The following is a 26452-nucleotide window of genomic DNA, read 5'->3' as shown; positions in this document are numbered from 1 at the left end:
TACATTTGAAGTTTAGTATGACCAAAAATAAGATATCTAATAAAAAAGACTGCCGAGACAGACTTTTCATCTACTTATAGACCTTCTTCCTATCATAGGCAAGAGACTTGAAAACAAATTTGATGCCTATTAAATAGGGTTACAGAAGAAATTATCCCGAAATGGAGAATTGACAAATCATATCCGCGTTTCGATAAACTATTTTAGTTAGCTGAACTACTTAAGGTGATAGCTTATGTATTGAACAAGTAATATATGAAACTTTTGTCCTAAATAAAGGAAATTAATGATTAGTTGGAGAATAACTCATTGATAATAATTATGAAAGGGTGTTTAACATGATTAAAAAGCTAATTTTTACTACAACACTTTTTTTACTACTCTTTACTGGCGTCACTTTTGCTAATGACATTGAAGTTATTCTTGATGGAGATACAATGCAATTCTCTGTAGATCCTAGAGTGATTGATGGAAGCACCATGGTACCTCTTCGGTCAATTTTCGAAGCATTGGGAGCTGACGTAAAATGGGATCAAAAAACACAAACAGTAACAGCTAAAAAGGCTGATACTACAGTTGTTCTTACAATCGGGAAAAAAACAGCTTACGTAAATAATAAATCTCAAGAATTAACAACTCCAGGAACAGTAATAAATGGATCTACACTTGTTCCATTACGCTTTGTATCTCAAGCATTGGGGGCTTACGTACACTGGAACGGCACTGACAGAATTGTTTCAATTAGCAGTGACGGCTCTCAGGTTACCTACCAATCTAATTATGTAAAAATAAACACGGCTACTATCGAACAATTAAAACGAATTCTTCATATTGATGATGAAAGAGCTGCGTTGATAGTAGAATTACGAAAAACAAGACCTTTTGCCTCTTATGAAGATTTAACACGTATAAAAGGAATAGGAGAAGTTAGAGCAAAGGAAATAAAAGCACAAGGTATTATTAAGTTTTAGGTGGTGCTCAATTGTCTATTAATAAATCTAGAGGCTTTTTATACAAACTTGCAAGGTTTTTAGGTGATTTTCAAGCTGTTAGGAAAGGGCCAAAAGCAATGGCTAAAAGAGCTGGCCGAAGAGTGGTAGGTAAAGCGACTGGAAAAGGTATAGGAAAATTATTTAAGTAGCCCTCTTTATAGAGGGTTATTTTTTTGAAGGAGTATTGGTTAGTAAGTAATTGAGGGAAAACATAAATAAGTTCTGAAAGACAAGTATTTAGGACCATCTTCAATTATTAACTTTTTCTCTATCTTATATTTCCGTATTAGTATTTTTATAGTGAAGTTCTCCATGGTTATTTATATTTATTTCATAATGAATTTTTTTTAATATTATTGCTACTGATTTAATATCATGTAGTTTGGTTGTAACTAGTCTATTCTTATAACTGCAAACTAAGGTTCTAAATAAATTAAAAAAAGACTGCCTCCAACGAGACAGCCCCTTCTTCCTATAAATACCTTCGATGAACCTTCTTCCCATCATACGTAAATACAATTGGCTTATCTGACACTTGTGTTTCCATGTGAATAGGTCTTCCCCAAAGTTGATGAATATACGGCATTACTTTTTCTAAATACTTCACATCAAGCTCAATACCCTCATAATAATGGGTTAGGTATAACTCGTTATTTTTTAGATAGTCTCCATCAGTTACTGAGATAAACGGAAACCCTCCATTTACTCGCATACTTACTAATTGATCCCGCACTGCCTGCCATTCTTTATCGATGATTTTGTAGTCACGACCTTGCTTTTGAAAAAGATACATATCTTCGCGAAGGACAAGGTCCTTGGTTAAATAGTTTCGAAGAAATGAGATATCGGACTCAATCTCTCTAACCTCAAACATTTTCTCACGACCACTGTTTGGCTTTACTCCCCGTTTTTTCATATCCTCTGTTGGATTATTGTAGCGTTCTTCAATGTCTTCAAAGATCTTTAAACCAAGGTAGTAAGGATTAATCGACGTTTTTGACGGTTGTACGACACCTGCATTTAGTTTGGCGAACTCAATGGCTTCGTCAGATGTAAGATCCATTTCACGGATGATCCGTTGATGCCAATACGAAGCCCAGCCTTCGTTCATGATCTTTGTTTCTAATTGTGGCCAGAAATACAGCATTTCTTCCCGCATCATTGTGAGGATGTCCCTTTGCCAAGGTTCGAGTTCACGGCTATATTCTTCGATAAATAACAGAATGTCCTTTTCAGGTTGTGGTGGAAAATGCTTTTTCTTTTTTCTTGGTTTTGGTTCATCATCTCTTTTCCCTAAATTCCACAGATCATCATATGGTGAGCTTGACTTTCGTTTGTCATCTTCCTCCTCTAGATCCTCTAGTGTCCAAGCTAATTTAGGTCGCACTAGACTCGGGTCAATATGTTCTTGAATAGAAAGCACTGCATCTAAGAAGGTTTCAACCTCCTCTTTTCCATGGATCATTTCATAATGAGCGATACGCTCTGCTGTTGCGGTCATACTTTCAACCATATCTCTTCTAGTATTTGAAAATCTAACATTATTCTTAAAAAAATCACAATGAGCTAGAACATGGGCAATGATTAACTTATTTTGAATCAGTGAATTGGTGTCTAATAAAAATGCGTAGCAAGGGTTTGAGTTAATGACTAGCTCATATATTTTGCTCAATCCAAGATCATAGTGTATTTTCATTTTATGAAATTGCTTTCCAAAGCTCCAATGCGAAAAACGGGTTGGCATCCCATAAGCCCCAAACGTATATATAATATCTGCAGGACAAATTTCATAACGCATTGGGTAAAAATCTAAGCCAAATCCTTCAGCAATTTCTGTAATTTCGTCAATTGCCTTTACTAATTCACGATCATTTGTCATCAGTAATCCCTCCTCAGATGTCCTTAACTCAATTTATGATTGGAGGTTGCTTTTCATGAGAAAGTAAAACATAAAATTAGAATTTATGACCTATACTTACATTAAATATTCAATTGAGAAAGCCCTTATTTTTGAATACTGTAAAGGGTCCGCGAATTCATGCTTCGTGCGCAATCTAAAATTTTGCGTGTAATGCATACACCAAAACACAAAGAAACACATTAAGCAGCTTAAACCTGCTTAACGTGCTTTTTTCGCGCAAAACTTCCGATTATCTCTTTCAAGAACAGTCCCCTTACTTCAAAAAAATCGCTGCCCTTCAATCTCCTCAATGGTTGGTATTGCAGAGATTGCACCTACTTTAGTGCATACTAAGGCGCCTACAATATTACTAAAGAAAATGATTTTTTTAAGAACTTCAAAATCTTTAATAACCTCTTTAGGATTCTCTTCTTTAGCCAATTGGAAAAGAGTAGCGCCTACAAATGCATCTCCAGCACCTGTTGAATCGACGGAAACAACTGAAATACTAGGCACTATTTCTGAATTCATTCCATTTGAAATCATTGTTCCTTCTTTTCCTAAGGTAACGGCTACTAATTTTGCTCCTAGTTGATGAAGCACTAGAATACCTTTCTTCAATTCACTTTCACCTGTGATGATTTTGAGTTCTTCATCACTAACCTTAACAAAGTCCGCTAGAGCGACGCCTTGCTTAACTAAATCGCAAAAAATTGTTTCTTTACTACCCCAAAGGGCTGATCGATAATTAGGGTCAAATGAAATAAATTTGCCTTCAGTTTTTGCAGATTTCATCGTATTTAAATATAGAGATTGAAAGGGATCAGATAATAGCGCAGTAGCTGAACCGAAATGTAATATGCTAGCTTCTTTTAGTTTTTCTTTATCGAGGTCACCCTCTGATAAAAACGCATCAGCACCTCTATTAAAGACAAAATCCCTTTCGCCATTTTTTTGTAAGGATACAAAAGCCATAGTCGTTGGTTTCTTATCATCTAATACAACCATCGATGTATCAACGTTCGCTTCATCTAAAGTACGTATTAAAAAATGGCCAAAAGGATCATTTCCAACTTTTCCACTAAATAAAGCAGTTCCTCCTAACTTGACAAGTGTTGCACATACATTCGCTGGGGCTCCACCTGCCTGCTTTTGAAAATTCTTCCCTTCTACTAAATCAATATCCACATCAGTACAGAAAAAATCGATTAACAATTCTCCAATACAGATAACTGAACGATTTTTCAAGTTTACTCTCCACCTTTCTTACCTTAAGAAGAAAGCTCTAACCAATACATTGATTAGAGCTTTCAAATTATTTACTCCAAATTGAGTTAAGTTCAGTTACTTTTAATATCGGCACGTTTGTTATTCCTTCATTTGAAAAAAACTGAAGTTGATTCACTGCCTCATTCGGGAAAATTAAGCTAGTAATAGCTACTTCTCCATCGTTTGCAAAAATTTCAATTGAAGAAGTATCAATAAACACTTGGAGTTTGAGAATACCATCTTTTAATTTCAAAGGAGCTTCTTGAACTGTAGGAAATGAATCTGAAAAGCTATTATCTCCAGAATTAGTCCGATCCACAAATAACATTTCTTTGGCTACATCAAAATGAATAATTGTCTTTCCCTCTTGAGAACTTTGAATAACAAGCCCAAATGAGGTTCCATTTTCCTTTTTAAATTTAAGATTTACTTCTGTTAACTCACTAATAGGATAAGAAGTACCTGTGTCTCTAATCACAAGATCTTCATGGACTTTTGTTTCCTTACGTATACCTTCAATTTCAGCTACTGGATTTTGTACCAAACGGACTCCCTCTTCACCTGAAGTTAAAGAAAGTTCCCTTGGTAACGTCATCGCACTTCTCCATACCTCTGTTGGCACTAAATTTGCATAACGCCAATTGCTCATCCACCCGATATATATTCGTCTGCCATCTTCTTTTGGAATGTCCGACCAGCTCACTCCTGCATAATTATCTCTGCCGTAATCTAACCATAGAATTGTTTCGTCGGGATTTTCGTTGACAAAAGTAGTTCCATCAAAATCTCCGATAAAATATTGAGTTCTAGAACCTTCTTTACTCTTTCCGTTATCACCAATACTTACGAGCATGGCCCACTTTTGATTGTTTTCATCACCATCTATAGGTAATTTAAATAAGTCAGGGCATTCCCAAACGCCATCATGTGAGCCTGCGTTATGACCAAATTCACTGGCAAATTCCCAATTCTTTAGGTTTAGTGAGGTATAAATCATGACTGTTTGACCAGTTGCTAATATCATCACCCATTTTTTTGTTTCATGATGCCAAAACACTTTCGGATCACGATAATCTGGAATGTTTTCATCAGAAAGAACTGGATTTCCTTCATAAGTGACCCATGTTCTCCCGTTATCCTTGCTAAAAGCTAAGCTTTGGCGTTGGAGTGGTCTGTCTGATTCAGGATAGTGATCAGCGCTCGTATAAATAGCTACTAAACCTGGCCCCTCTTCAAAAAAGCCTGAAGTATTATCCCAGTCTACAACCGCACTACCTGAAAAAATTGCCCCATGCTCGTCAGGGTATAACGCAATTGGAAGCTGTTCCCAACAAATTAAATCTCGACTAACCGCATGTCCCCAGTGCATCGGTCCCCATGTGGTTCCATGTGGATGATATTGATAAAAAAGGTGGTATTCATCATTAAAAAATACCATGCCGTTCGGATCATTCATCCATTTTTCTTCGGGAGAAAAATGAAATTGTGGTCGATGTTTCTCTTTATATTTCATAGTCATTTAAACCTCTCCTTTACATATGTTAACAATAAAAGCTCCAGGCACCTGCCTCTCGGCAACAAAAGCAACTGATCTCAATCACATCATGAAATACTCCTTAGAGTTACCTCATACAGCTTTGCCTCGAGAACCATATGGACCCTAGAGGCAGCAGTTCAATAAAGTGCGCTATTATAAGTTCTTACTTTTAAACAAAATGCCAGTCACCACCAAGACTTCAATATCCGGGTGGTGGCAGGCACCGTTACTTAATTTGTAGAACGATCATATCCTTCTTGCTTGATTTCTAACCATTCTGGATAACCTAGACGATCAAGTTCGGTTAAATATTCTGCCCATTCAGCTTCAACTTTACCATTAGTAATCCATTCTGCACGTTTTCTTTTTACGTAAGGAAATAAGTCTGTTTCGATCGTAGAAAGTCTATCAAGCTCCTCAATTGAGAAGAATACTCTCGGATAAATATTTTCAGCTTTCATGTCAGGAACCATTACATCTTTCATTAAATTCAATCTCCAAGCTGCATCATCTGGTTTGGTCGTAACATTTCCATAATAACTATCTAAAATAGCTAGTGGTCCTGCTGTAAATGTTCTTTGTCTTAATTCCCAAGGTGACGCATCTCCTAATGGTAAATGCTTTAACATAGCTGCTGCTTCATCAAATTCAAAAATGTTTTGTTGCTCATTATCACCATAAGTACCCCAGTTGTTTTGAACTGATTGTAGTGGTTCATAAAGGGCATCAATCCATTTTGCTGTTAATTCTAGGTTTTTATTTGCACTTGTAATAACCATTCGATTTCGATCAAAGCCCATCCCATTTGTTCTCGTAACATTTTTGTGTCCATCAGGACCTGCTAAAGCTGGCATAAGATCATATGTGTCATTCATTCCTGTAATGTTACCTTTATCCCATGTGAAATATAAACCATAACGATTTTCTTTACCTTTTGAAATATACGTATTCCAATCTTGCTCAAATGCCTCAATATCAATCAAACCTGCTTCATATAGCTCGTTAAAATATTTTATACCTTCTTTATATCCTTCTTCCGCTACTGTAAATACAACTTTCCCATCATCTGTTACAACTGTATGATCCCAGTTATCACCTAATCCAAATGAGCCAAACAAGAAAGTTAAATCTTCTCCGCCATGACCATAAATAAATGACATTGGAATTGTTTTACCATCTCCAGCTGGATCATTTTCTTTAAAGGCAATCAGTACCTCTTTTAATTCTTCTGTCGTTGTTGGCATTTCTAATCCAAGTTCAGCTAACCAGCTCACGTTAATCCATGGAAATACGTCTACAGAGTGAATACTTTCTTTATCAGCACCTAATTCTTCAATCCATGGAAATGAATAAATATGACCATCTGGAGCTGTCATCATCGCTCGATACTGAGGAGCTTTCTCTAATACTTTCTGTAAGTTAGGCATATATTGGTCAATTAAATCCTCTACAGGAATAATAGAACCGTCTTTTGCTAGTCTTAATAGATCATAATCACCTAAAGCTGCATCAAAGATTGCATCTGGAAGCTCACCACTTGCAAAAGCTAAGTTTCTTCTTTCTGCAAAGTTATCCCATGTAAAATTACGCCAATTAATATGAACATTCGTCTTTTCTTCTAACCTTTTAAAAATTAATTTTTCATTAGGATCTGTTGGTGCTAATGGTGAACTTTGTGACATAAAGTTCAATGTTACTTTGTCCTCTAACGGTAACTCTACGCCTGAAAGACCATAGTCTTCAGCAGAAGAAGATTGAGTGGTTTTACTGCTACAACCTGTTGCAAGTAACATTCCTGAAAGTAGCAATGCTGACATGGTTTTTAAAATTTTTCTCATTGTAATTCTCCTCACTTTGATTTTTTATATTATTTTAATGAACCTACCATAACGCCTTTCTCAAAATACTTTTGGAAAAAAGGATACATAATTAATAATGGTAAGCTGGCAATTACGATGGAAGAGTATTTAATCATCTCTGAAATCTTTTGTAATTCTGCCATTGCTAGCTGATCGCTAATCATACCAGGTTGCACTTCATTTTGTATGAGTATTGAACGAAGAACTAATTGCAACGGGAAAAGTTCCCGATCATCAAGATAAATCATTGCATCAAAATATGCATTCCATTGTCCAATGAAGGCATATAAAGCTAACACAAAAATGATCGGTTTTGATAAAGGTAAAATAATTTTTAAGAAGATGCCAAACTCTGATGCTCCATCAATTCTAGCTGCTTCCTTCAATTCTTTCGGAATAGCTTTAAAATACGTTCTTGCTAAAATGATGAACCAAACAGAAATCGCGTTTGGAAGTACAATTGCCCAAATCGTGTTAAGCATTCCTAAATCTCTAATAACTAAATATGTTGGGATTAGTCCCCCATTAAAGAACATCGTAATTAGAAAAAAGATCATAAACGCCTTTTTACCAACTAGATCATCATTCGACAACGAATATCCTGCTAGAACCGAGACTGTTACCGTTACAATCGTAAAGGTAGTCGCATACAATAATGAATTAAAGAACCCTCTCAGTATCGTCCCATCACTAAAAATTCGTTTGTAGCCTTCGAGGGTCCAGTCAGTTGCATTGAAAGAAAACCCTTTTGAAATTAACACATTTGGTTGTAAAAATGATGCCAGTAATACGTATAAAAGTGGGGCTAGAACAACAAGTACTATGATACCTAATAACACATTATTGATTAATAACAGCATACGGTCGCCTTTTGAGTTGTTCATTCGGTTTCCTCCTTCCTATAACAGACCTTCACCTTCATTTAACTTCTTAACTACTTGGTTAACAAACAGTAATAAAAACACGTTTATAATAGCGTTAAATATACCAACAGCCGTAGCGAATGAATAATCCCCTGCAAGTAAACCTCTTTTATAAACATAAGTTGGAATAATCTCAGATGTAGGGATGTTCATTGATGTTTGCAATAAATATGCTTTTTCAAAACCAATTGCCATGATCCCACCTGCTGCCAAAATAAAAAGTACTGCCATCACGGGCTTCAGCGTTGGTATGTCTATATGCCAAATACGTTGTAATAAGGAGGCACCATCAACGGTTGCTGCGTCATGTAACTGAGGGTCAACATTGGCGAGTGCTGCAACATAAATGATTGATGCCCAGCCTGCCCCTTGCCATACTCCAGACAAAATGTAAATCGACCTAAACGAATCTGGGTTGGACATGAACGAAACTGGCTTATCCATAAAAATCGTTAATATCGCATTAATTGGACCTGCCGGTGATAGAAAAAGAAATACCATCCCTGAAACTACTACTACGGAAATAAAATGCGGTGCATATAAAACTAATTGAATATTCTTTTTAACCTTTGCTCTCCTCAACTGATTAAGCATCAACGCTAAGATGATCGGGATCGGAAAACCTATCAACAATTCAAAAGAGCTTAATTTAAGCGTATTCATAAAAATATTTAAAAAATTTGGTGACTCTAAAAAGGTTGTAAAGTGCTTAAAGCCCACCCACTCACTGCCCATAATTCCTCTCATTGGGCTAAAATCCTTAAATGCAATTGTTGCCCCATACATAGGAATATACTTAAAAATAATTGTAAGAATAATAGCTGGAGCAATAAGCAAATAAAGGATATAATTCTTCTTTATATAATCGATTTGATGCTTCAATTTTGAAACTAGGTTTCTTTTAGGTTTTATATCAAGCACTGTTTCTTTCTCCGTTTTTATTTGCAAGCTAGTAACCTCCTTTTGATAAGATAAGTGCCCCCATGAAAAGCGCTTTCACAATTTATCAAGTAATTCTTGATCTATTACAAATTTAACAAAATTAATACAAGAAATAGTTCAATATTATTGGTTCTGAACATCTAATATTTTTGGATGTTTCGCACATGAAAACATGCCTTTTTAGATAATATTTTTCTGACCCTGAAAAATAGAAAAATCCCCTAGTTATTTAACTAGGGGATTACCTATCCATTCATCATTTTATTTACTAGTTACTCTTACACTAACTTTCTTCTCAACTGTCTGGTTTATATCTGTTACCACCACTTGGGTTGTTCCCACTTTTTTCCCTTTGATGATAGCGCTACTTCCATCATTCGCTAATTCAATGATCTCAGGATCCTCTACAAACCAAAGTAGTTGAGCTCCATTTCCATGTAACCAGTCAGGTTTTACTTGTCCTTTTAGGGTGGTCTCTTCTTCTACTTTTATATGAATACGATCTTCATTTACAACAATTTGTGTTATTTCATCTTCTTTTGGAGGGTTTCTCCAGGTCGAGTGAAGATGAAAGAAATTTAAGGATACTACCTTAGCTTTCCCACCTTTTGTGTAAAGTTCAATCCCACTGTTTGTTGAGTTAGTATAAATTAAATTTGTAAAGACCAATTCGCCATCATTTACAAATATCTCTATAGATGATTCATCAATAAATCCTCGCAGTTTCAACTGTTTTTTAAAGGCTGGATAATTGGCTTCATATCGAGAACCAAATTGAAAAAATTCACCATTACGATCAATGATTCTATCTAATCCTGAGTTCGTTCGATCAACAAAAGCTGTTTCTGTGATGGTATTTAGTCCAACGACTGTTTCTTCTTCATCTGACTGACGGACACGAATGCCAATCTCCTCGACATCCTCCCATTGAATGATACCCTCAAATTCAAATGTTGTTCCAGAAAAATCAGTAATACGATAATCCCCTTCAATTTCTAACTCTTTGATAGAATACTCATTTGCTCTCAATTTTTTTATTTCTTTAATCGGTTCCTGAAACAATCGAACACTACCATCCTCCATCGTTTTTAAAGATAATTCTCGAGGAATAGACATTGCTCCCATCCATGGGTCTGTTGGACTTTGATATGGATATCTCCAATTTGCCATCCAAGCTAACCAAATTCTCCTCCCATCTTTTTTCGGAATATCGGAAAATGATTGTGCAGCATAAAAATCTTGACCATAATCAGTAATTAAGACTGTTTCAGGTGAATGATCATTTATAAACTGCTCGCCATCAAACTCACCAACAAAATATTGAGCAGTTGAGCCATTTGTTTTATTGTTATCACCAATGCTAACGTGCAAAACCCATTTTTCGTTACCTTCGTCCCCATCAACTGCTAAACGAAAAAGATCAGGACACTCCCAAACAGCTACATGTGAACCTTGCCCATCTCCAAATCGGCTAAGGTAGTGCCAATTAATTAAGTTATCTGAACCGAAAAATGTAACACTTTTATCAGTTGAGACAACCATCACCCATTTTTCTGTCTCATCATGCCAAAAAACTTTAGGGTCTCTAAAGTCTTTAATCCCAGGGTTTTTAATCACTGGATTCCCCTCATAACGCTCCCATGTTCTCCCTCTATCTTTACTATAAGCGATACTTTGAGCTTCGCCACCAACCGTACTCGTATAGATCGCGACTAAACCATCTTTACCGTCAAAAAAGCCTGTTGAATCATTCCAATCCACGACAGCACTGCCAGATAAAGCCTGTCCTAGTTCATCATGTTCCAATGCAATCGGTTGATGCTCCCAATGCAATAAATCCTTACTAATAGCATGGGCCCAGTGACCGTTTTTTTGATGAAATAAATGGTATTCTCCTTTAAAATAGATCAATCCATTCGGATCAGCTAAATTTCCTGCTAAAGTTGAAAAATGATACTGTGGCCGATATCTTTCAGTATAATAATCATCATTTGCCTCGTAATCTAAACTTATCGTCTGACTGCATCCAACCATCCCAGCTAAAGTAATTGCTAAACAAAGTAAGATTTTTTTAGAAGAAAAAAACAAGATCGTCACCCCTTAATTCATTTTAGTAACACATAAATTACTTTTCACTATAACAAATGGTCGTAATTTTAGAGTTTAATATTTTTGGATTCATACATATAAAAATTAAAGGTTCTAAAAACACAAAAAAATCCTCTAGATTTAACCTAGAGGATTATCTGCTAATATCATTTAAGCTAGCATTAATTTTTTCTACTGCTTCATCTGCAGAGATTTTAACATCTTTTTTACCTATCCCAACATCTTCAAACAGTGTCTTAATTGCCTCACTGACGACAGGATAGACCGGAGTAATCGGGCGGTTTTTCGCAAAGTTTTGAGCTTGGATCACAAAGATATTTTTAGGGTATTCATTCAGTTCAGGAAATTGATTAGCTACTGAGTATCTAGCAGGTAAATCCCCAGTAATTTCCACATACTTCTTAGCTCCATCAACATTCGTCAAATAGTGAATAAATTGCCACGCTTCTTCAGGATATTTTGTTTTTGAGGATATTCCGAGCGCCCAGCCCCCATTTGGTGCAACTTGATTTTTACCAATCGGTAAAGGGGCAATTCCAAAATCCTCGCCTAATTTAAAGTCAGGAAAGTTCCTTTTTAAGTCTTCTAAATACCAAGAACCTAGAACTGTCATACCAACTTTTCCATTTACTAATGGATTTGGAAGTGATTCAATCGGTGCAACTTGATATTTGTGATATAAATCTTGATAAAATTGTAATGCTGCCAATGCCTCATTGGAATTTAAAAATCCGTCTGCAGTAGTTGCCTCCGAATTTAACACTTCAGCCCCAAATTGCCAAAGGATCGGTAATTTAAAATAAGCTGGTGCTTCTCCATCAGCAAAACCTTGTGCTGGGTCAATTCCATATACGCCATTCTCTGGTTGATTAATTTTCTTAGCAATCTCTAAGACTTCCTCCCAGGTCATCGGTTGATATGGATCGTTTGGTGGAAATGGCAGATCCGCATCTCTGAATAATTGCATACTGTAAAAAAGCGCTAAACCAGATTCTACAATTGGGGCTAAATAAATCTCATTATTAAAGATCATACCATTAAGAGTTGTTGCTGGTATATCTATAATATTCCCTTCTTGTCTCATCTTTTCGTCAATGGATAAAAGCGATCCTGAATTTACATACAAAGCCAAGTTTGGACTATCGATAGCCATAATATCAGGGGGATTACCAGCAGCAATTTCCGTTCTTAATTTCAATTCATAATTACCATAAGGAATTAATTCCATCTTAATTTTAATATTAGGATGCGCTTTTTCAAAGTTCGAGATCAGCTCACTGTAGGCACGATTTTCTAAATTCGTCCCATTAGCTCTCCAAAAGGTTAACTCTATTTGAGTTACTTCTAGATTTTCATTTGCATTTTCGTCATTCGAATCGGTGAAAATGACTGAGAAAAAAGACAATGTATATCCTGTGAAAATAAGTACAATGGAGGTAACTATGATCAAAACAAGCTTATTTTTCATATAATTGTCCTTTCCTTCAAGTTACTTAACATGATTTAACGATTTCCGATATTCAACGGGCGTTTGATCAAAGTATTTTTTAAATACTGTACTGAAGTATCCGGAATTTGAAAAACCGACTAAATGTGCCACATCAATAATTTTTAATTGTGGATCTTTTAAAAATTGCCTCGCATTTTCCATACGTAAATTAATTAAATAATCACTAAAGGTTTGTCCTACTTGTGATTTAAAAATTTCCGATAAATATGCACTATTTATATGGAAGTGTTCCGCTAATAGAGATAAGGAAATTTCGCTTCCGTAATGTTGCTCCAAAAAACGTCGGACATTTTCAACGATTTCTGCGCCATTAGATGACGCTCGAATTTTTATCACATTCTCAATAATCAAACCAGCTAAATCAACAAGCTGTTCGTTTACTTTATTTTGTGAATTGAGCTCCCAGATACTTTGCTGGCAATTCCAAATCAAGTTATTGATTTCAACTGAATCGATATCGTATTTTCTGGTCAGGGAACCTAACAAAAATAACACCCGGTTCGCAACAAAAGAATATTTCATCATCGATTGGTTCGTGGTTTCCCCTAGAATGACACTCAGGTTTGTTTCGAAAGTCTTATGATCAACGTTTTCTATCGTGTTCATTAATCTTTTTTCCAATTCCATTGAAAAATCAAACATCTCATTTGTCGCTGAACCATCGATCACCTGTGAATGTGAACCTAATTCACTTTGACTCCAAGAAAGTAATGCTGAAATATATCCGTTCTTAAACTGGGATAATCCTACTGCAACCTTACCAATACCAATGACCGTTTCTAATTTTAAAAACTGTTTCACTTTCCTTTGTAAGTCTTGAATAAAGCTCGATGAGGCAGTTAAAGGCTCTTCATCTAGATGCCTAATAAAATGAACCATATTTGCGTAGTTTGTATCATAAAATGAATATGTTCCTTTTGCCCCTTCGGCAATTTCCTTACAGAGCATTTTAAACGGAAGCCATAATTCTTTTTCATTTTTTTCTGTATCTCGAATTTCCACGGTCACAAATTGAACTTTAACATGGTCATTCGAGAAATCTTCCAACCCTAACTGTTGTAACCTATCTTTTGTTATATTTAATTCAGACCAATCCTCTTTAACTAAATAAAGTAGATATTGTTCACGTATTTCCTCAAACTGATTGTGAACTAGCCGATTGATTCGCTCCGATTCCATTTGAGTTTTTTTTTCTTCTTCAATTTCTCCACGAATTCTAGATAATGCATCTAGTAGTTCGTCAGGAGCAACAGGCTTTAAAAGGTAGTCTCTAACTCCTGCTTGTAACGCTGATTTAGCGTAGTCAAAATCAGAGTATCCTGATAAAACGATCATTTTTACATGGGGGTATTTTAGCTGACATTGCTTCACAAACTCAATTCCATCCATGATGGGCATTCGCACATCGGTAATAACGATATCGATCTCATTTTCGTTCAAAATATTTAGCGCATCTTTTCCATTTGCAGCCTCTGCTACAACTTGGAAACCTTCCTTTTCCCAATCAAGCTTCATGCGTAATCCTTTACGAATTTGAATTTCATCGTCTGTAATTAATACCTTCATCATGTATAGCCCCCCCTGTTTTAATACACAATGTAATTTTTGTACCTCGATTTTTTTCAGAGTCTATGTTAAATGAAAAGTTCTGTCCATAATATAACTTCAATCTACCGAGGACATTCTTCAACCCGATGCTAGTCCCTTTACTAGCTAAAACATCATTTGTTTCATTGTAGATATCTACATTCATCAACTCTAAAATAACCTCACTAGACATGCCCATTCCATTATCTTCGACGATAATCAAAGTTTTATTGCCACACTTTTCTGTTCGAATGTTGATTTTAGCAAAGGTATTTTCAATAAAACTATATTTAACAGCATTTTCAACAAGTGGTTGGATTACAAACTTTATGATCTGCACATGTTTCGTTTCTAGATCTTCCTCAATTTCAATAGAAATAGAGTCTTCGTATCTCAACTTCAAAATATCCGTGAAATTACGAATATAATTGATTTCTTCACCTAATTTCACCTCATCACTATGAGTATTCAACGAATATCTCATCATTCGACCTAAGTAAACACTTACATTTATAACGTCCTTATTTTTACCTTGTGCCGCAAGACCTCCAATAATTTCCAACGTATTATTCAAAAAATGCGGGTTAATTTGTAGCAACAAGGCTTTGTATTCTGCATCTTTCCTACGAAGATTCGCTTCATACTCAATTTTGATTAAATGGTTTAGACGATCAATCGTTTGATGAAAAACTTTAATTAAATAACCAACTTCATGGTTATCTGACTTAATCGTTGGCATTAAACCTTTCGCTTCAGAAAATTCTCCTCTTTCAAGGAATCCCATCGCTTTCGCTAACTTTCCCAGGGGACCTACAATATTAGTAGAGAGTAAATAAGCAGCGATCAAGGTTAGAATAAAAATGATACCACTTGTCATTAACAATCTCTTTTGTATTTGATCTACCTTAAAAAACAACTCAGATTTCGTAATTTCAGTAAATAACACCCAGTCACCAACTGTTAGCTTTTGAAAAAATACGTAATATTCTTCCCCATCATAAGCGGTTTCAATTAAGCCTTTGCTTTGCTTACTTTCATTTATTTGAGTTAAGCTATGCTCCAACACGTATTGAGGAGTTTCAATCTCACCTGATAATACATTTTCACCATGCCTAGTTAATAAATGAGCACGCCCTGTTTCGCCAAGCTTAATTTTACCCAAAGCAGTCTTTAATAATAATGAAGGAAAGTTAACTTTTATAACTCCAGAAAGGTCTAGCGTATTCATATCAAATAAAGGGATAAGAAAACTATTGATGACATCCATATCGTTGTGGCCATACGAGTCTGTATGTGCTTTTACCCAACGCTGATCATGATTTGAAAAGTCTTTGAACCACTCTGTTTCCTCTAGCAACGGATGATCCCCCCATATTCCTGTCCCATCATTCAAAAAAATCGATACAGACATTGTATGAGAATTATTTAAGACCATTGAATTTAACTGGTTTCTTAACTCATTTCTCAGTAAATAGCGATCAGAACTATTGGCCTCAATATTTTTCTTTTCATATTTTAACCATTGTTGAGTAGATTGATTGACGAGTACCTGCTTTCCCAGATCTTCAGCTTGTACAGTAATCGCATCAATGTAAAAAGAGTATTGATCCATCATATCCTCTGTTGAGCTTATTGTTTCATCCTCAATTATAGTTGTAAACCAACTTGGAATAATTATGGATAAAACAAGAAATGGTATCGTTAATATAAGTGTAAAAATGACAAACATTCGATTACGTAACGAAAAAAACATATTTCCTCCTATGGAAATGGCTTTTTATCTTTTTCTTATGTCCTATTCTCTTAAATTTATCACAACCACCGAATTCTTACTATAGTTCAATGAGATCTGGAAACATAGGGAAGAATTGCAACTGTTGAAAGGTCTATAAATAATTGTATAAGTATTGAACACTTACTGAATATGGTGATTATTATTACATAAGTCGCCAATATATTGTACTTAGAAATCATATTTTACTTTTTCACTTGTCTCGGACAGTTCTGTCCTTATCTCGATTTATGAATGGAAAAAGCTTTTCATGAGGATTAGGGGTTGTTCATTTTTTTCTTAATTCCAAAAAAGATGTAGTATGGGATCCCACACTACATCTTTTTAACTTCTTCATCGAACATTTCCTTTTGCTTTTCCATAATTTCTATTGCTTTATCAGATATACTACTTAACTGCTGGTACAATTCTTTTGAAGTTTGTTGGTCACCATCACTTACTTCCTGATAGATTTGCTCCACTAATTGTCTTCGTTTGTGTCCTATCCCCCGTAGTTCTTCACCTAACTGCTCTAATTGCCTATGATCCATTTCCATCGCTCCTTAACAACATCTAATTCAATTATATTATCTTCAAACTCCATTAATCTATGCCTCTATTTCTTAAGCCTAATGCAGGCGTTCTATTCATTTTTTGAACGGGTAATTACAGCTTGAATATACTGTTACAAAAGTTTAGAAAGGAGAGGCATTATGTCTAGTAAAAAAGAGGTATCTTTTTTGGATTTAGTCAAAGTTGTCGGTGAACGTTCCGAGAAAAAAATTCGAAAATGTCTACACTCAATATTAGAAGATGAGAAAACAGTTGAGTTAATCAAACATGGATTAAATAAACACTCTAACACGTTGCAATCACTTAGAAAAAATACTGAAACAATCTCTCAACAATTAAATTTACCAACGAAAAATGATGTAAGTAATATAGCAAAAATAGGACTACAAATTGAAGAAAAAATAGATGCATTAGAAGAAAAAATCTATCACTTAACAGAACAACTGCAAAACCAAGATGTTTCTACTACATCTAAGCTACCAGAAACAACAAATGAAGATCATCAACTAAGAAATGATCGAAAAGAATTAAGGCGTCTCCTTAAAACAAACTTACTATTAGGAAACATTACAAATCAGGATACTATCATAGAGTTGTTAAACTCCATAAATAGCAGAGGCGATAAACGTGACTAACAGAAGCAATGAGTTTAAAAAAATCGTAAAACAACAGTTTGGGCTAACATCTGAAGACACAGAAATAAAAGTTGGGCAAACGCCTAAAACTGCCATTTGGAAAAAGAACAAGGCAGTAGTCTGGTATTATCCTGCCAAAGAACGAAAATTCGAGGTACCATTGTTCCTTATCTATTCTTTAGTGAGCAAACCTTATATTCTCGATTTAAGCCATAATTCAAGTATGATACAGGCATTTACAAAGAATGGCTATGATGTCTATTTATTAGATTTCGGTGTTGCTGGATACGAAGACAAGGATTTAACTCTTGATGATTATATAAGCAAGTACATCAAAAAGGCTGTACAACATACACTGAGACATTCCAAAGCTAACGAAATTACAGTCGTTGGCTATTGTCTAGGTGGAACCTTAGCAACCATTTATGCCGCAGTAGCCGATGAACCAATTAAAAACTTAATTCTCTTTGTTACACCGGTAGATTTTCAACAATTACCTTTAACAGCTTCTTGGAGAAACATGTTAAAAGAGGAAAGGGGAACAATTGAGAAGATTATTGATCACTACGGTATTATTCCCCCAACATTCATAGATAAAGGGATTAAACTAGCAACCTCACCTCTTCCAATTAAACCCTATCTAGCTTTGCTAGAACATGCCGACAACACACAATACGTTGATAGGTGGAAAAGATTTCAAAAATGGACAAGTGACCATGTCCCCTTTGTTGGAGCAACCTTGAAACAACTAATTTTTGACCTAGCATTAGATAATAAGCTCGTAAATAATGAGCTACTCATTAACAAAACTAGAGTCAATCTTAAAAATATTAATGCTAATTTATTAGTCGTTTCAACCACTGATGACGACTTAGTCCCTGAAGAGTTGACAGTTTCAATTATGGAGCTTGTCTCAAGCCGTGATAAGACCTACCAACTAGAGAAAGGTGGGCACGCTACCTTAGCAATAAAAGGTCGTTTACCAAAATCACTTGATGACTGGTTATCTGAACGTTCAATTTCGTAGATTTATAGATATCAAAAAAATTCATTGGAGGGTATAAGAGAATGTCGCAGACCAAGTTAACTCCTCCTGGGCCAAAAGGGAACTTTCTATTAGGAAATTTACAAGAATTTCAATCAAATCCTCTCAAGTTTTTACTCAATCTCAGAAAGGAATATGGTGATTTTGTACAATTTCGTTTAGGTCCATTTCAAAAGTTTTATTTTATTAACGACCCAGAATTAATTAAGGAAGTACTTGTGACAAAGCAAAAGTCATTTATTAAGTCAGAAGATATCCAAACATTAAAAACAGTTGTAGGAGAGGGTCTATTAACCAGTGAAAAGGAATTTCATAGAAGGCAACGAAAACTAATACAACCATCGTTTAAAAGATCAAACATCTTAAGCTACGGCGAAGATATGATTAACACCACTCTAAATTATATTTTCAAATGGAAAAATGGCGAGGAAAGGCTTATATCAGAGGATATGTTAAACATCACCTTGGGGATTATTAGTAAAACAATGTTTAATATGGAGTTTAAAGAAGGAGCAGATGTCATCGGTGAACCGATGGAAGCCGTCATGAAGCTCGGCATTAAGAGAATGAGGAAAATTGTAAAGCTACCACTATGGGTTCCGACGAAACAGAACCGCAAATTAAAAAAAGCCATTCATGCACTTGATGATGTCCTCAATGAAATTATTAAGAAACGAAGAGCATGCAACGAAAAGCATGAAGATTTGCTAGGTGTACTCATGGATGCCAAGGATGAAACAGACGATACTCATATGAGCGATAAGCAACTCAAGGATGAGTTAATGACAATTTTTCTCGCTGGACATGAAACGACCGCAAATGCACTAACGTGGACGCTTTATTTGCTTGCGACACACCCAGAGGTTGATACAAAGCTATTTGATGAGTTAAACAATGTTGTAGGTTCTAGTTTGCCAAAGCCTGAACATTTTTCTAGATTACTATATACTCAGAACATTGTTTGGGAAGCTCTTCGGTTATATCCCCCTGCCTACGTCATTGGAAGGGAAGTCGATGAAGATGTCGTCATTGGTGATTATTCGTTAAAAAAAGGGGATACAGTGATGATCAGCCAATATGTCATGCACCGCGACGAAACGTATTTTAAAGACCCGACAAAGTTTGTTCCTGAACGATTTGAGAATGACTTTATGAAAACCTTACCGACTTATGCTTTCTTTCCTTTTGGAGGTGGCCCTAGAGTGTGTATCGGAAATCACTTTGCTCTAATGGAAATCGTGTTAGTCCTGGCTTGTATTGTTCAACAATATCAAGTGACTTTACCCGATGATCACCATGATGTGAAACCACAGCCACTTATTACCTTGAGACCAAAACATGGAATAAGCTTATTAATAAAGGATAGATAATGTATTAAAAATCACTAGTCCACTAGTGGTTTTTTTTCGTATTTGTAAATTTGTAAACCAATAAAGTCAGTTTAACATCTAGTTTCTTCATTACTAACTGTCGTTATATCCTATTAAGATTTTCTTAACCTCAGCGTTCAATTCATTTTTCGAACAGGTAATTGCAGCTTGAATATACTGTTACAGAAGGAAATCAAACAAGAAAGGAGATTATGTGATGAAAAAGACAACTCTTCAAGACCTATTAAAACTACTTGGACTTCAGTCTGATAAAAAACTGAAAAGCTTGCTGCAATCTATATTAGAGGATGAGGTAAGTGAAGTTAATTTTAGAAGTTTGGGGTTCGGTGATCAACTCAATCTACAATCTTTATTACCGATAAATAGATCCGAAAATTTATTAGATTTACGATTGCCTACTCTCGTTGATGCTGAGACTCTTAGATGCCTTCTTAAGAAGATTGAAGCAAAAATAGAGGCACTGATAGAGAAAATCTTATGCTTATTAAAACAACTTCAAAAACAGAGGAAGAATTCGAGCAACCTTGATCCTCTTGCTTTGAGAGATTTAAAACGACGACTTTTAAAATTTATTTTAAATCTAATTAACCTTACTCAAATTAAAGACCTGCTTGAAAGGTTAGACGGTAATAATTAAAAGGAAAGCCTAGTTTTATAATGGACAACTACCTATAAATCAAAATAAAAAGCAACTAATTAAGGATTTCAGCTTAACTAGTTGCTTTTTTATTCATCGTTAGTTTGCTCCTTCTAGTTTTGTTTTTCTAAAAGGAAATCGTTTGATAAACTTATTAACCCCATAAACCATGTTAGCAGCTGTACAGCCAACTACATGATTACTTGTTGCTAATGGGTGAGAAGTTTCTTTCGTTTCAAATGAACGCAAGTCTTCTTCTGTTAATCCTTTCATAGCTAGTGCATCCGCAAATTCTTTTTGTGCTGCTTGTTTTGCTTTAAAGAGCATCATTTGTATACGGCTATATACATTTATTGCTCCATCCCCTGTTGTCTCAATTGGTAAGAAGATCGCTTCAGGATACCTTTCCGTAATTAACGATTGAACTCCATCGGACACCCCAGAAGATGGCATACAACCAAACGGTTTTACAGAGACAGTCATATTGACCTTCTTTTTCATCACGTTTAAAATAAGTTTCCCCACTTCCATATGCCCTTCGCCACCTCGAAGCTGGTTGTTGTAATGTTTGTTTGCTACTTCAGCAACTTCATCCATATCCGGCAAATGGTAATCATGTAAACCCATAATTTTTGCATAAGTTTGGAACCAAGCTTTGACAGTAAAGTCTGCTACTTTCAACATTGCAAGGCGTTTCATTGGATTTTTCCCTTTTAAGCCAAAGCGCCCACTATCATCTTTTCGAAGCTGCATCCGCTTCTTCGTGTCATAGCGACCTTCCCATATCAGGAACAAAATCCAGGCAGTTAGCGACTGAACATCAACTTCAGCTCCTTCACTTTCCAAAAACTTCTGCAATTGATAGTTCCCATCGCCTTCAGTTGTCATCGCCCAAAACTCCCCAATAATGCTTACCTTTGGCTTGACAATTGTTCGATCCACCTTAACAGATGCTAAAATTCTACGGCAACGGTACATCGCCTTAATAATTGACTTCCTTTCACTAAAGGCATCAAATAATATCTTTTTACAGCGTTCCAGAGCCTCATTTGTTGCTCCTTCAACTACTTCATAAGGGCGAATTCGATATCCAATTGCATTAAGAATATCACCAATTAATACACCCTTTAAGAATGTCATGAAAAATGAACTGTCTAGTTTAAGCGCGGATTCTTCTCCCGTTGCTTGCTTCAAACCACTTTGTTGTTGGAATAGAAGTACTCGAAACCCATCAAATCCAGCATCACGAAGAGCCTTGCGATACTCTGTTACATACGTACCAAAACGACATGGGCCACAAGAGCCACTTGTAACAAATAAGTAGTTTTTTACAATTTCATCTTTTGATTTTCCTTCGACATCACGCAGGTGTGTAAGGTGCTTAATTAAATTTCCAACTGTAAAATACGTAGGATTACACTGACCACGATTTCCAAATTCTTTCCCAAACCGCAATGCATCTGTATCAGGACACTCTAAATGAGCCACATTGTAACCAATTCCTTTTAAGCCGCCTGAGATCAAGTAGTCGTGAGCCATCGTCAAACCACCAAACAAAATAGTTGTCGAAGCTTTGTCTTTGGCAAAAAATTGTCTCGGTACTGGATCAAACCATTGACTTTTTGTCTCATTTAATCCAAGCTTTGCTTCTTGTTCCTCACGATACCGTTGTAATTCCTGTTCAAACTTATCAGCAACTTTATCCATCACAATTCCTCCTTTATGACTGAGCTTTGCGACTAGATAGCTCGTCCATTTCTTCAAGTAGTTGGTTTCGTTCTAGTGATTTCCGTTTCTTTTCAATTAATTTTTCAAGTTCTGCCTTTTTACGAGCTAAATCTTGGAGCCTTTCTTCATTTAGACTTAAGCTGTGAGCATACGTTTTTACACGAATTTTTATTGAACCACTCGGTTTGTTCGCATCAATATCATGCAATGCCGAGTATGGTGTACCCGCAGTTGAGATAATTGAGTCAATTAATCCATATGTCGGAGCATCATGACCGCACTTAAAGCTTGATAGATCAAGAACTGCTATATGTGGATGACGTGCCGCAAATTTAGCAGCCCACACTTTCTGTACACTATTTGAACTAAAGTTCTCTGGCCAAACATCGGTAACTTCAAGGGCATGTTCTACTTTTCCGCTTTCAATATCCTCTTTAAAAAACCTTCGTAACCATACTTCATCTTTCGGTATCGAGCGCATTGATAAAATCGGGTAACCTAATACCTGAAACTCATCTAAAACACTGTGATTTAAACCAGGATCAGAATGATAAGGTCTACCAATCATAAGGATCGCTACGCGATTTTCCTCTTCCACCTGTTCGAGGATTTCTTTTCCTTTTTGCTGCATTTCAGCGTCAAACATTCGCATTGCCTGCCAAGCTTCGTCAACGGCAAAATCACTTTCGTCTTCAGTAACTTGAAGGAAATCCTGAAAAGCTTCAAACATTTGTTTTTTAAGTAAATTAGGCTCAGTAAACGTTACAGCAGGATCAAAATACTGAATATCTCTCTCTTTAAAAAAGTCAGTTTCTTTTGTAAAGGCTGCTTTTATGACGTTAGGAGCCCCAGCGACGATTGGACAACTTGCTGAGTCAATTACATTTTTCATATGAGCCTCTATATGGGTAATACAAGGAAAGAAAACTGCATGTAGCGGTTTTTCTTCTTTGTGATGTTTAAATAACAAGTTATGAATATGGGCTTGTGCAACCTTTGAAGGATAACAAGGATCAATCGAACCATATTTTCCGCCAGCTTGCCACATCTCTTCGCTTGTATAATCACTAAACACTACCTGTTTTTCTGGTATGCCCAAAGTCTCAAAGTAGGTCCGCCAAAATGGCGCTGTTGACCAAATATTAAGTACCTTCGGAATCCCTATTCGTAAATTTTGACGATGCTCTAACGCTTCATCAGAAGAACGCTGGAAGGTTCTTGTGTATTTCACCTTTTTCGTACCGAACCCTAGGAGGCCAGGCTTTACTTGCACATCTTCAATAACTGTCGTTGCTTCTGGTAGTGGCTTTTGATCATAAAAACGTTTAAACATTTTCTTCGCTTCATAGTCAACTAAATTAGGATAGTGTTTCTTTAGTTGGTTACGTTCTCTCGTTAATGTTATTAATGCATCTTTATCTTCTACCGTTCCTTTTTCACAACTAAACCCTGAGATATAACGAGCCGTTTGTCCCTCTGGCGTTTTCGTATCAATAAATGTTCGACTACAGAGGTTCGGACAGAAATTACAACGGGTAGACTCGTCATTACGTGACTCATAAGACATACCAATTGCTGAGTCTAAACCTAAGAATGTTGAAAACCCTTTTCGTTTTACAACACGGATCGTTTCCATCGCGGCACCAATCGCACCCGCTTCACCTGTATGTGGGTGAACATACACTTCAGCATCTGGAACACGCTCTTTTATGTAATCTACTTGTGCTTTTACAGCAGCTAGATTGTGCTGAGTTCCACCCTGAAGTACAAATTTACGACCAAGCTCTGCCATCCTAGGAACTTGGACAACATATTGCCAAACGTTTTTAGGTAACACAAGAGCTAATCCAGCTAACAATTCTTCTTTGGAATAACCCTCTTTCTGGAAGTTAACTCGGTCTGAATCTAAAAATACAGCACATCCATAAGAAAACTTCGGTGACAGGTCAGCACTAAATGCAGTATCCGCATACTCTTGAATTGGAATTCCAAACTGATCAGCCATCGCTTGTAGAAGCATGCCATTACCAGCTGAACACTGATTTGATAAACGGAAATTTCGAATATCTCCATTCTTTAAAAATAAGACTTTAATGTCTTGACCACCTATATCGCAGATGACATCAATATCACCGAAGAAGTGAACAGCACTCATCATATGGGCAACGGTTTCAACTATGTTTACATCTGCATTTAACGTTTTCTCCAGTACGTCAGCCGCATAACCAGTTGCACCAAATCCCATTACTTCGAGCTTTGCTCCACTTTCGTGAATTCTATCTCTTATTTTCCCTAGTAGTTCACGAGTATCCTGAATCGGGTTTCCTTTGGATAGTTGATATTCTTTTAATAGAATATTTCCATCCATATCTACTAAGACAGCTTTTGAGGAAGTAGAACCTCCATCAAGTCCGATAACAGCTTGAATTTTTTCTCCTTCTTTAAATTGAACAGGAGTAAATTTCGGAATACTATATTGAATACGAAATTGCTCTAATTCTTCTTCACTGTTTACTAGTGGTTTACCCGCTTTTTCACCAAGCTTTGCTTTACGACCGTGCATAATAAACGTTTTTAGATCTTCAATTCCTTTATAAATACCAACGTCAGCAGGTTCATGCATTCCATACATTACAGCCCCAAATGCAGCATAGAACTGGGCATTTTCCGGTATAAAAATAAGTTCTTCAATTGGCACATCTTTTGGATAATTGTAGCCGCGTTCTTCCCAGCCCTCAGGAATACGTTTACGCCAGCATTGCTGTAAAAAAGGTAAATATGTATTAGGGCCACCAAGTAATAACACTTTATGACGCAACGTATTTCCTCTAGTTAACACTGATAGATTTTGCATAACAATCGCATCAGCAAGTGAGCACATGATTTCCGCTGAAGGAATGCTACTTTTCACTAAATTTACAATATCAGTTTCGGCAAATACTCCACATTTTGCAGCCACGTGATGTAGCTTTGTATCATCAAATTGTAACTTCGCAACTTCACTCTCAGGTAAGCCAACCTTGATCATACATTTATCAATTGTTGCCCCTGTACCTGATGCGCACTTATCATTCATAGAGGTGATCGCTTGTTTACCGCCTGTTTCTTCATTCTCTTTAAAAATGATGATTTTTGCATCTTGGCCACCTAACTCAATAACACTACCAACATCAGGGTGTAATTCTTCCACGGTCATCGTAACTGCGTTTACTTCTTGGACAAATTTTGCCCCAATATGTTCGGCAATTGGTCCACCACCGGATCCTGTGATAAAGACTCGAATTTGATCTCGTTTTATATGAGAGAATTCATTTCCAATCCGAACTAAAAACTCTTGGACCATTTCTGCCTGTTTCGTATGATGACGTTGGTAATCCGACCAAAGAATTTGCTTAGTCGAAGGATCTACAACTGTAGCTTTTACGGTTGTTGATCCCACATCAATTCCGATGTAGACCGAATGAATATCTTCACTTTTCAAAAAAAACACCTCACTATGAATATATTTCCCTTTTTAGTATGGTTATTGTTTTGCAACATATTCATAGTGTTTTCTTTTTAGGTATAAAAAAAGATACGTTACCTAGGTGGTAGCGTACCTGTTAAAAATATTAGTTTTTTATATAAATATAGATAAAAAGAGAACTAACAAATTGTTAGTTCTCTTAAATGCTCAGACGATTTTCCAATATTTTAAATGGCGCGCCCTGAGAGATTCGAACTCCCGACCCTGGCATTAGAAGTGCCATGCTCTATCCAGCTGAGCTAAGAGCGCATGTAGTATAATCAATGATGTTTCTCACGATGATTACGGACGATGTAACGCTCCGTAGTATCCTGTTTCTTCCTCTACTAGTAACGCTTCGGTGCTTTCTGCGTCGAAACAACTCGTAGTTATTCGAAGATGTGTTGCTCGTAGCTGAGCTAAGAGCGCATGTAGTATAATCAATGATGTTTCTCACGATGATTACGGACGATGTAACGCTCCGTAGTATCCTGTTTCTTCCTCTACTAGTAACGCTTCGGTGCTTTCTGCGTCGAAAC

The 26452-nt window shown here is 36.2% G+C and carries 20 protein-coding genes and 1 tRNA gene; 6 read left to right on the top strand and 15 right to left on the bottom strand.

The genetic code is table 11. From position 1 onward, the window contains the following. Positions 1–338 precede the first annotated feature (338 nt). Both DS745_RS12990 and DS745_RS24920 read left to right on the top strand, forming a co-directional pair. The gene (locus DS745_RS12990; RefSeq protein WP_129078667.1) at positions 339–971 is read left to right on the top strand and encodes a stalk domain-containing protein; all 633 of its coding nucleotides are present in this window, start codon (positions 339–341) and stop codon (positions 969–971) included. An 11-nt stretch (positions 972–982) separates the two neighbouring features. Further along, positions 983–1141, top strand: coding sequence for a hypothetical protein (locus DS745_RS24920; protein ID WP_196121257.1), 159 nt, complete (start codon positions 983–985; stop codon positions 1139–1141). A 323-nt stretch (positions 1142–1464) separates the two neighbouring features. On the opposite strand, the gene DS745_RS12985 is transcribed toward DS745_RS24920, so the two are convergent. The 11 genes from DS745_RS12985 to DS745_RS12930 all read right to left on the bottom strand — a co-directional run bounded on the left by DS745_RS12985 (position 1465) and on the right by DS745_RS12930 (position 16950). Further along, positions 1465–2871: a SpoVR family protein gene (locus DS745_RS12985; protein WP_129078666.1), complete on the bottom strand. Its 1407-nt coding sequence runs from the start codon at positions 2869–2871 to the stop codon at positions 1465–1467. 300 nt (positions 2872–3171) lie between these two features. Beyond that, complete coding sequence (locus tag DS745_RS12980; protein ID WP_129078665.1) at positions 3172–4140, bottom strand: carbohydrate kinase family protein; 969 nt, start codon at positions 4138–4140, stop codon at positions 3172–3174. A 67-nt stretch (positions 4141–4207) separates the two neighbouring features. Continuing rightward, the gene (locus DS745_RS12975) at positions 4208–5680 is read right to left on the bottom strand and encodes a glycoside hydrolase family 32 protein (RefSeq protein ID WP_129078664.1); all 1473 of its coding nucleotides are present in this window, start codon (positions 5678–5680) and stop codon (positions 4208–4210) included. Positions 5681–5928: 248 nt separating this feature from the next. Then, positions 5929–7536 (bottom strand): ABC transporter substrate-binding protein, encoded by a 1608-nt coding sequence (locus tag DS745_RS12965; protein ID WP_129078663.1) that lies wholly within the window; start codon positions 7534–7536, stop codon positions 5929–5931. 29 nt (positions 7537–7565) lie between these two features. After that, on the bottom strand, positions 7566–8441 hold the full coding sequence (locus DS745_RS12960; RefSeq protein WP_129078662.1) for a carbohydrate ABC transporter permease: 876 nt from the start codon (positions 8439–8441) through the stop codon (positions 7566–7568). A 15-nt stretch (positions 8442–8456) separates the two neighbouring features. Next, complete coding sequence (locus DS745_RS12955; protein WP_241657824.1) at positions 8457–9392, bottom strand: ABC transporter permease; 936 nt, start codon at positions 9390–9392, stop codon at positions 8457–8459. A 291-nt stretch (positions 9393–9683) separates the two neighbouring features. After that, entirely contained in the window at positions 9684–11510 is a 1827-nt protein-coding gene (locus DS745_RS12950) for a GH32 C-terminal domain-containing protein (RefSeq protein ID WP_241657813.1), read from the bottom strand. A gap of 154 nt (positions 11511–11664) precedes the next feature. After that, entirely contained in the window at positions 11665–12999 is a 1335-nt protein-coding gene (locus DS745_RS12945; RefSeq protein ID WP_129078661.1) for an ABC transporter substrate-binding protein, read from the bottom strand. A 21-nt stretch (positions 13000–13020) separates the two neighbouring features. After that, positions 13021–14610 (bottom strand): response regulator transcription factor, encoded by a 1590-nt coding sequence (locus DS745_RS12940; protein WP_241657812.1) that lies wholly within the window; start codon positions 14608–14610, stop codon positions 13021–13023. Continuing rightward, entirely contained in the window at positions 14582–16381 is a 1800-nt protein-coding gene (locus tag DS745_RS12935; protein ID WP_129078660.1) for a cache domain-containing sensor histidine kinase, read from the bottom strand. The genes DS745_RS12940 and DS745_RS12935 overlap by 29 nt, the downstream gene beginning before the upstream one ends. A 353-nt stretch (positions 16382–16734) precedes the next feature. Continuing rightward, the gene (locus DS745_RS12930; RefSeq protein ID WP_129078659.1) at positions 16735–16950 is read right to left on the bottom strand and encodes a hypothetical protein; all 216 of its coding nucleotides are present in this window, start codon (positions 16948–16950) and stop codon (positions 16735–16737) included. 162 nt (positions 16951–17112) lie between these two features. Here DS745_RS12930 and DS745_RS12925 point away from each other — a divergent pair, with 162 nt between their 5' ends. The 4 genes from DS745_RS12925 to DS745_RS12910 all read left to right on the top strand — a co-directional run bounded on the left by DS745_RS12925 (position 17113) and on the right by DS745_RS12910 (position 20680). Further along, on the top strand, positions 17113–17607 hold the full coding sequence (locus DS745_RS12925; RefSeq protein ID WP_129078658.1) for a hypothetical protein: 495 nt from the start codon (positions 17113–17115) through the stop codon (positions 17605–17607). Then, positions 17600–18634: an alpha/beta fold hydrolase gene (locus DS745_RS12920; protein ID WP_241657811.1), complete on the top strand. Its 1035-nt coding sequence runs from the start codon at positions 17600–17602 to the stop codon at positions 18632–18634. Before DS745_RS12925 ends, DS745_RS12920 begins: the two co-directional genes overlap by 8 nt. 41 nt (positions 18635–18675) lie before the next feature. Then, entirely contained in the window at positions 18676–20022 is a 1347-nt protein-coding gene (locus DS745_RS12915) for a cytochrome P450 (RefSeq protein ID WP_129078657.1), read from the top strand. A gap of 217 nt (positions 20023–20239) precedes the next feature. Further along, positions 20240–20680: a hypothetical protein gene (locus DS745_RS12910; protein ID WP_129078656.1), complete on the top strand. Its 441-nt coding sequence runs from the start codon at positions 20240–20242 to the stop codon at positions 20678–20680. Positions 20681–20779: 99 nt separating this feature from the next. On the opposite strand, the gene DS745_RS12905 is transcribed toward DS745_RS12910, so the two are convergent. From DS745_RS12905 to DS745_RS24595, 4 genes are all read right to left on the bottom strand, one after another. After that, a complete protein-coding gene (locus DS745_RS12905; RefSeq protein ID WP_129078655.1) occupies positions 20780–22387 on the bottom strand; it encodes a 2-hydroxyglutaryl-CoA dehydratase in 1608 nt (535 codons plus the stop codon). Between the two features lie 13 nt (positions 22388–22400). Further along, entirely contained in the window at positions 22401–25889 is a 3489-nt protein-coding gene (locus DS745_RS12900; RefSeq protein ID WP_129078654.1) for a BadF/BadG/BcrA/BcrD ATPase family protein, read from the bottom strand. 217 nt (positions 25890–26106) lie between these two features. Continuing rightward, positions 26107–26183 (bottom strand) — tRNA-Arg (locus DS745_RS12895). Between the two features lie 33 nt (positions 26184–26216). Then, the gene (locus tag DS745_RS24595; RefSeq protein ID WP_161568258.1) at positions 26217–26357 is read right to left on the bottom strand and encodes a hypothetical protein; all 141 of its coding nucleotides are present in this window, start codon (positions 26355–26357) and stop codon (positions 26217–26219) included. Positions 26358–26452 lie beyond the last annotated feature (95 nt).

Source organism: Anaerobacillus alkaliphilus (genome assembly GCF_004116265.1).
Classification (GTDB): Bacteria; Bacillota; Bacilli; order Bacillales; family Anaerobacillaceae; genus Anaerobacillus; species Anaerobacillus alkaliphilus.
The sequence above is the reverse complement of the archived record's forward strand: the minus strand, read 5'-3'. Positions and strand labels throughout refer to the sequence as shown.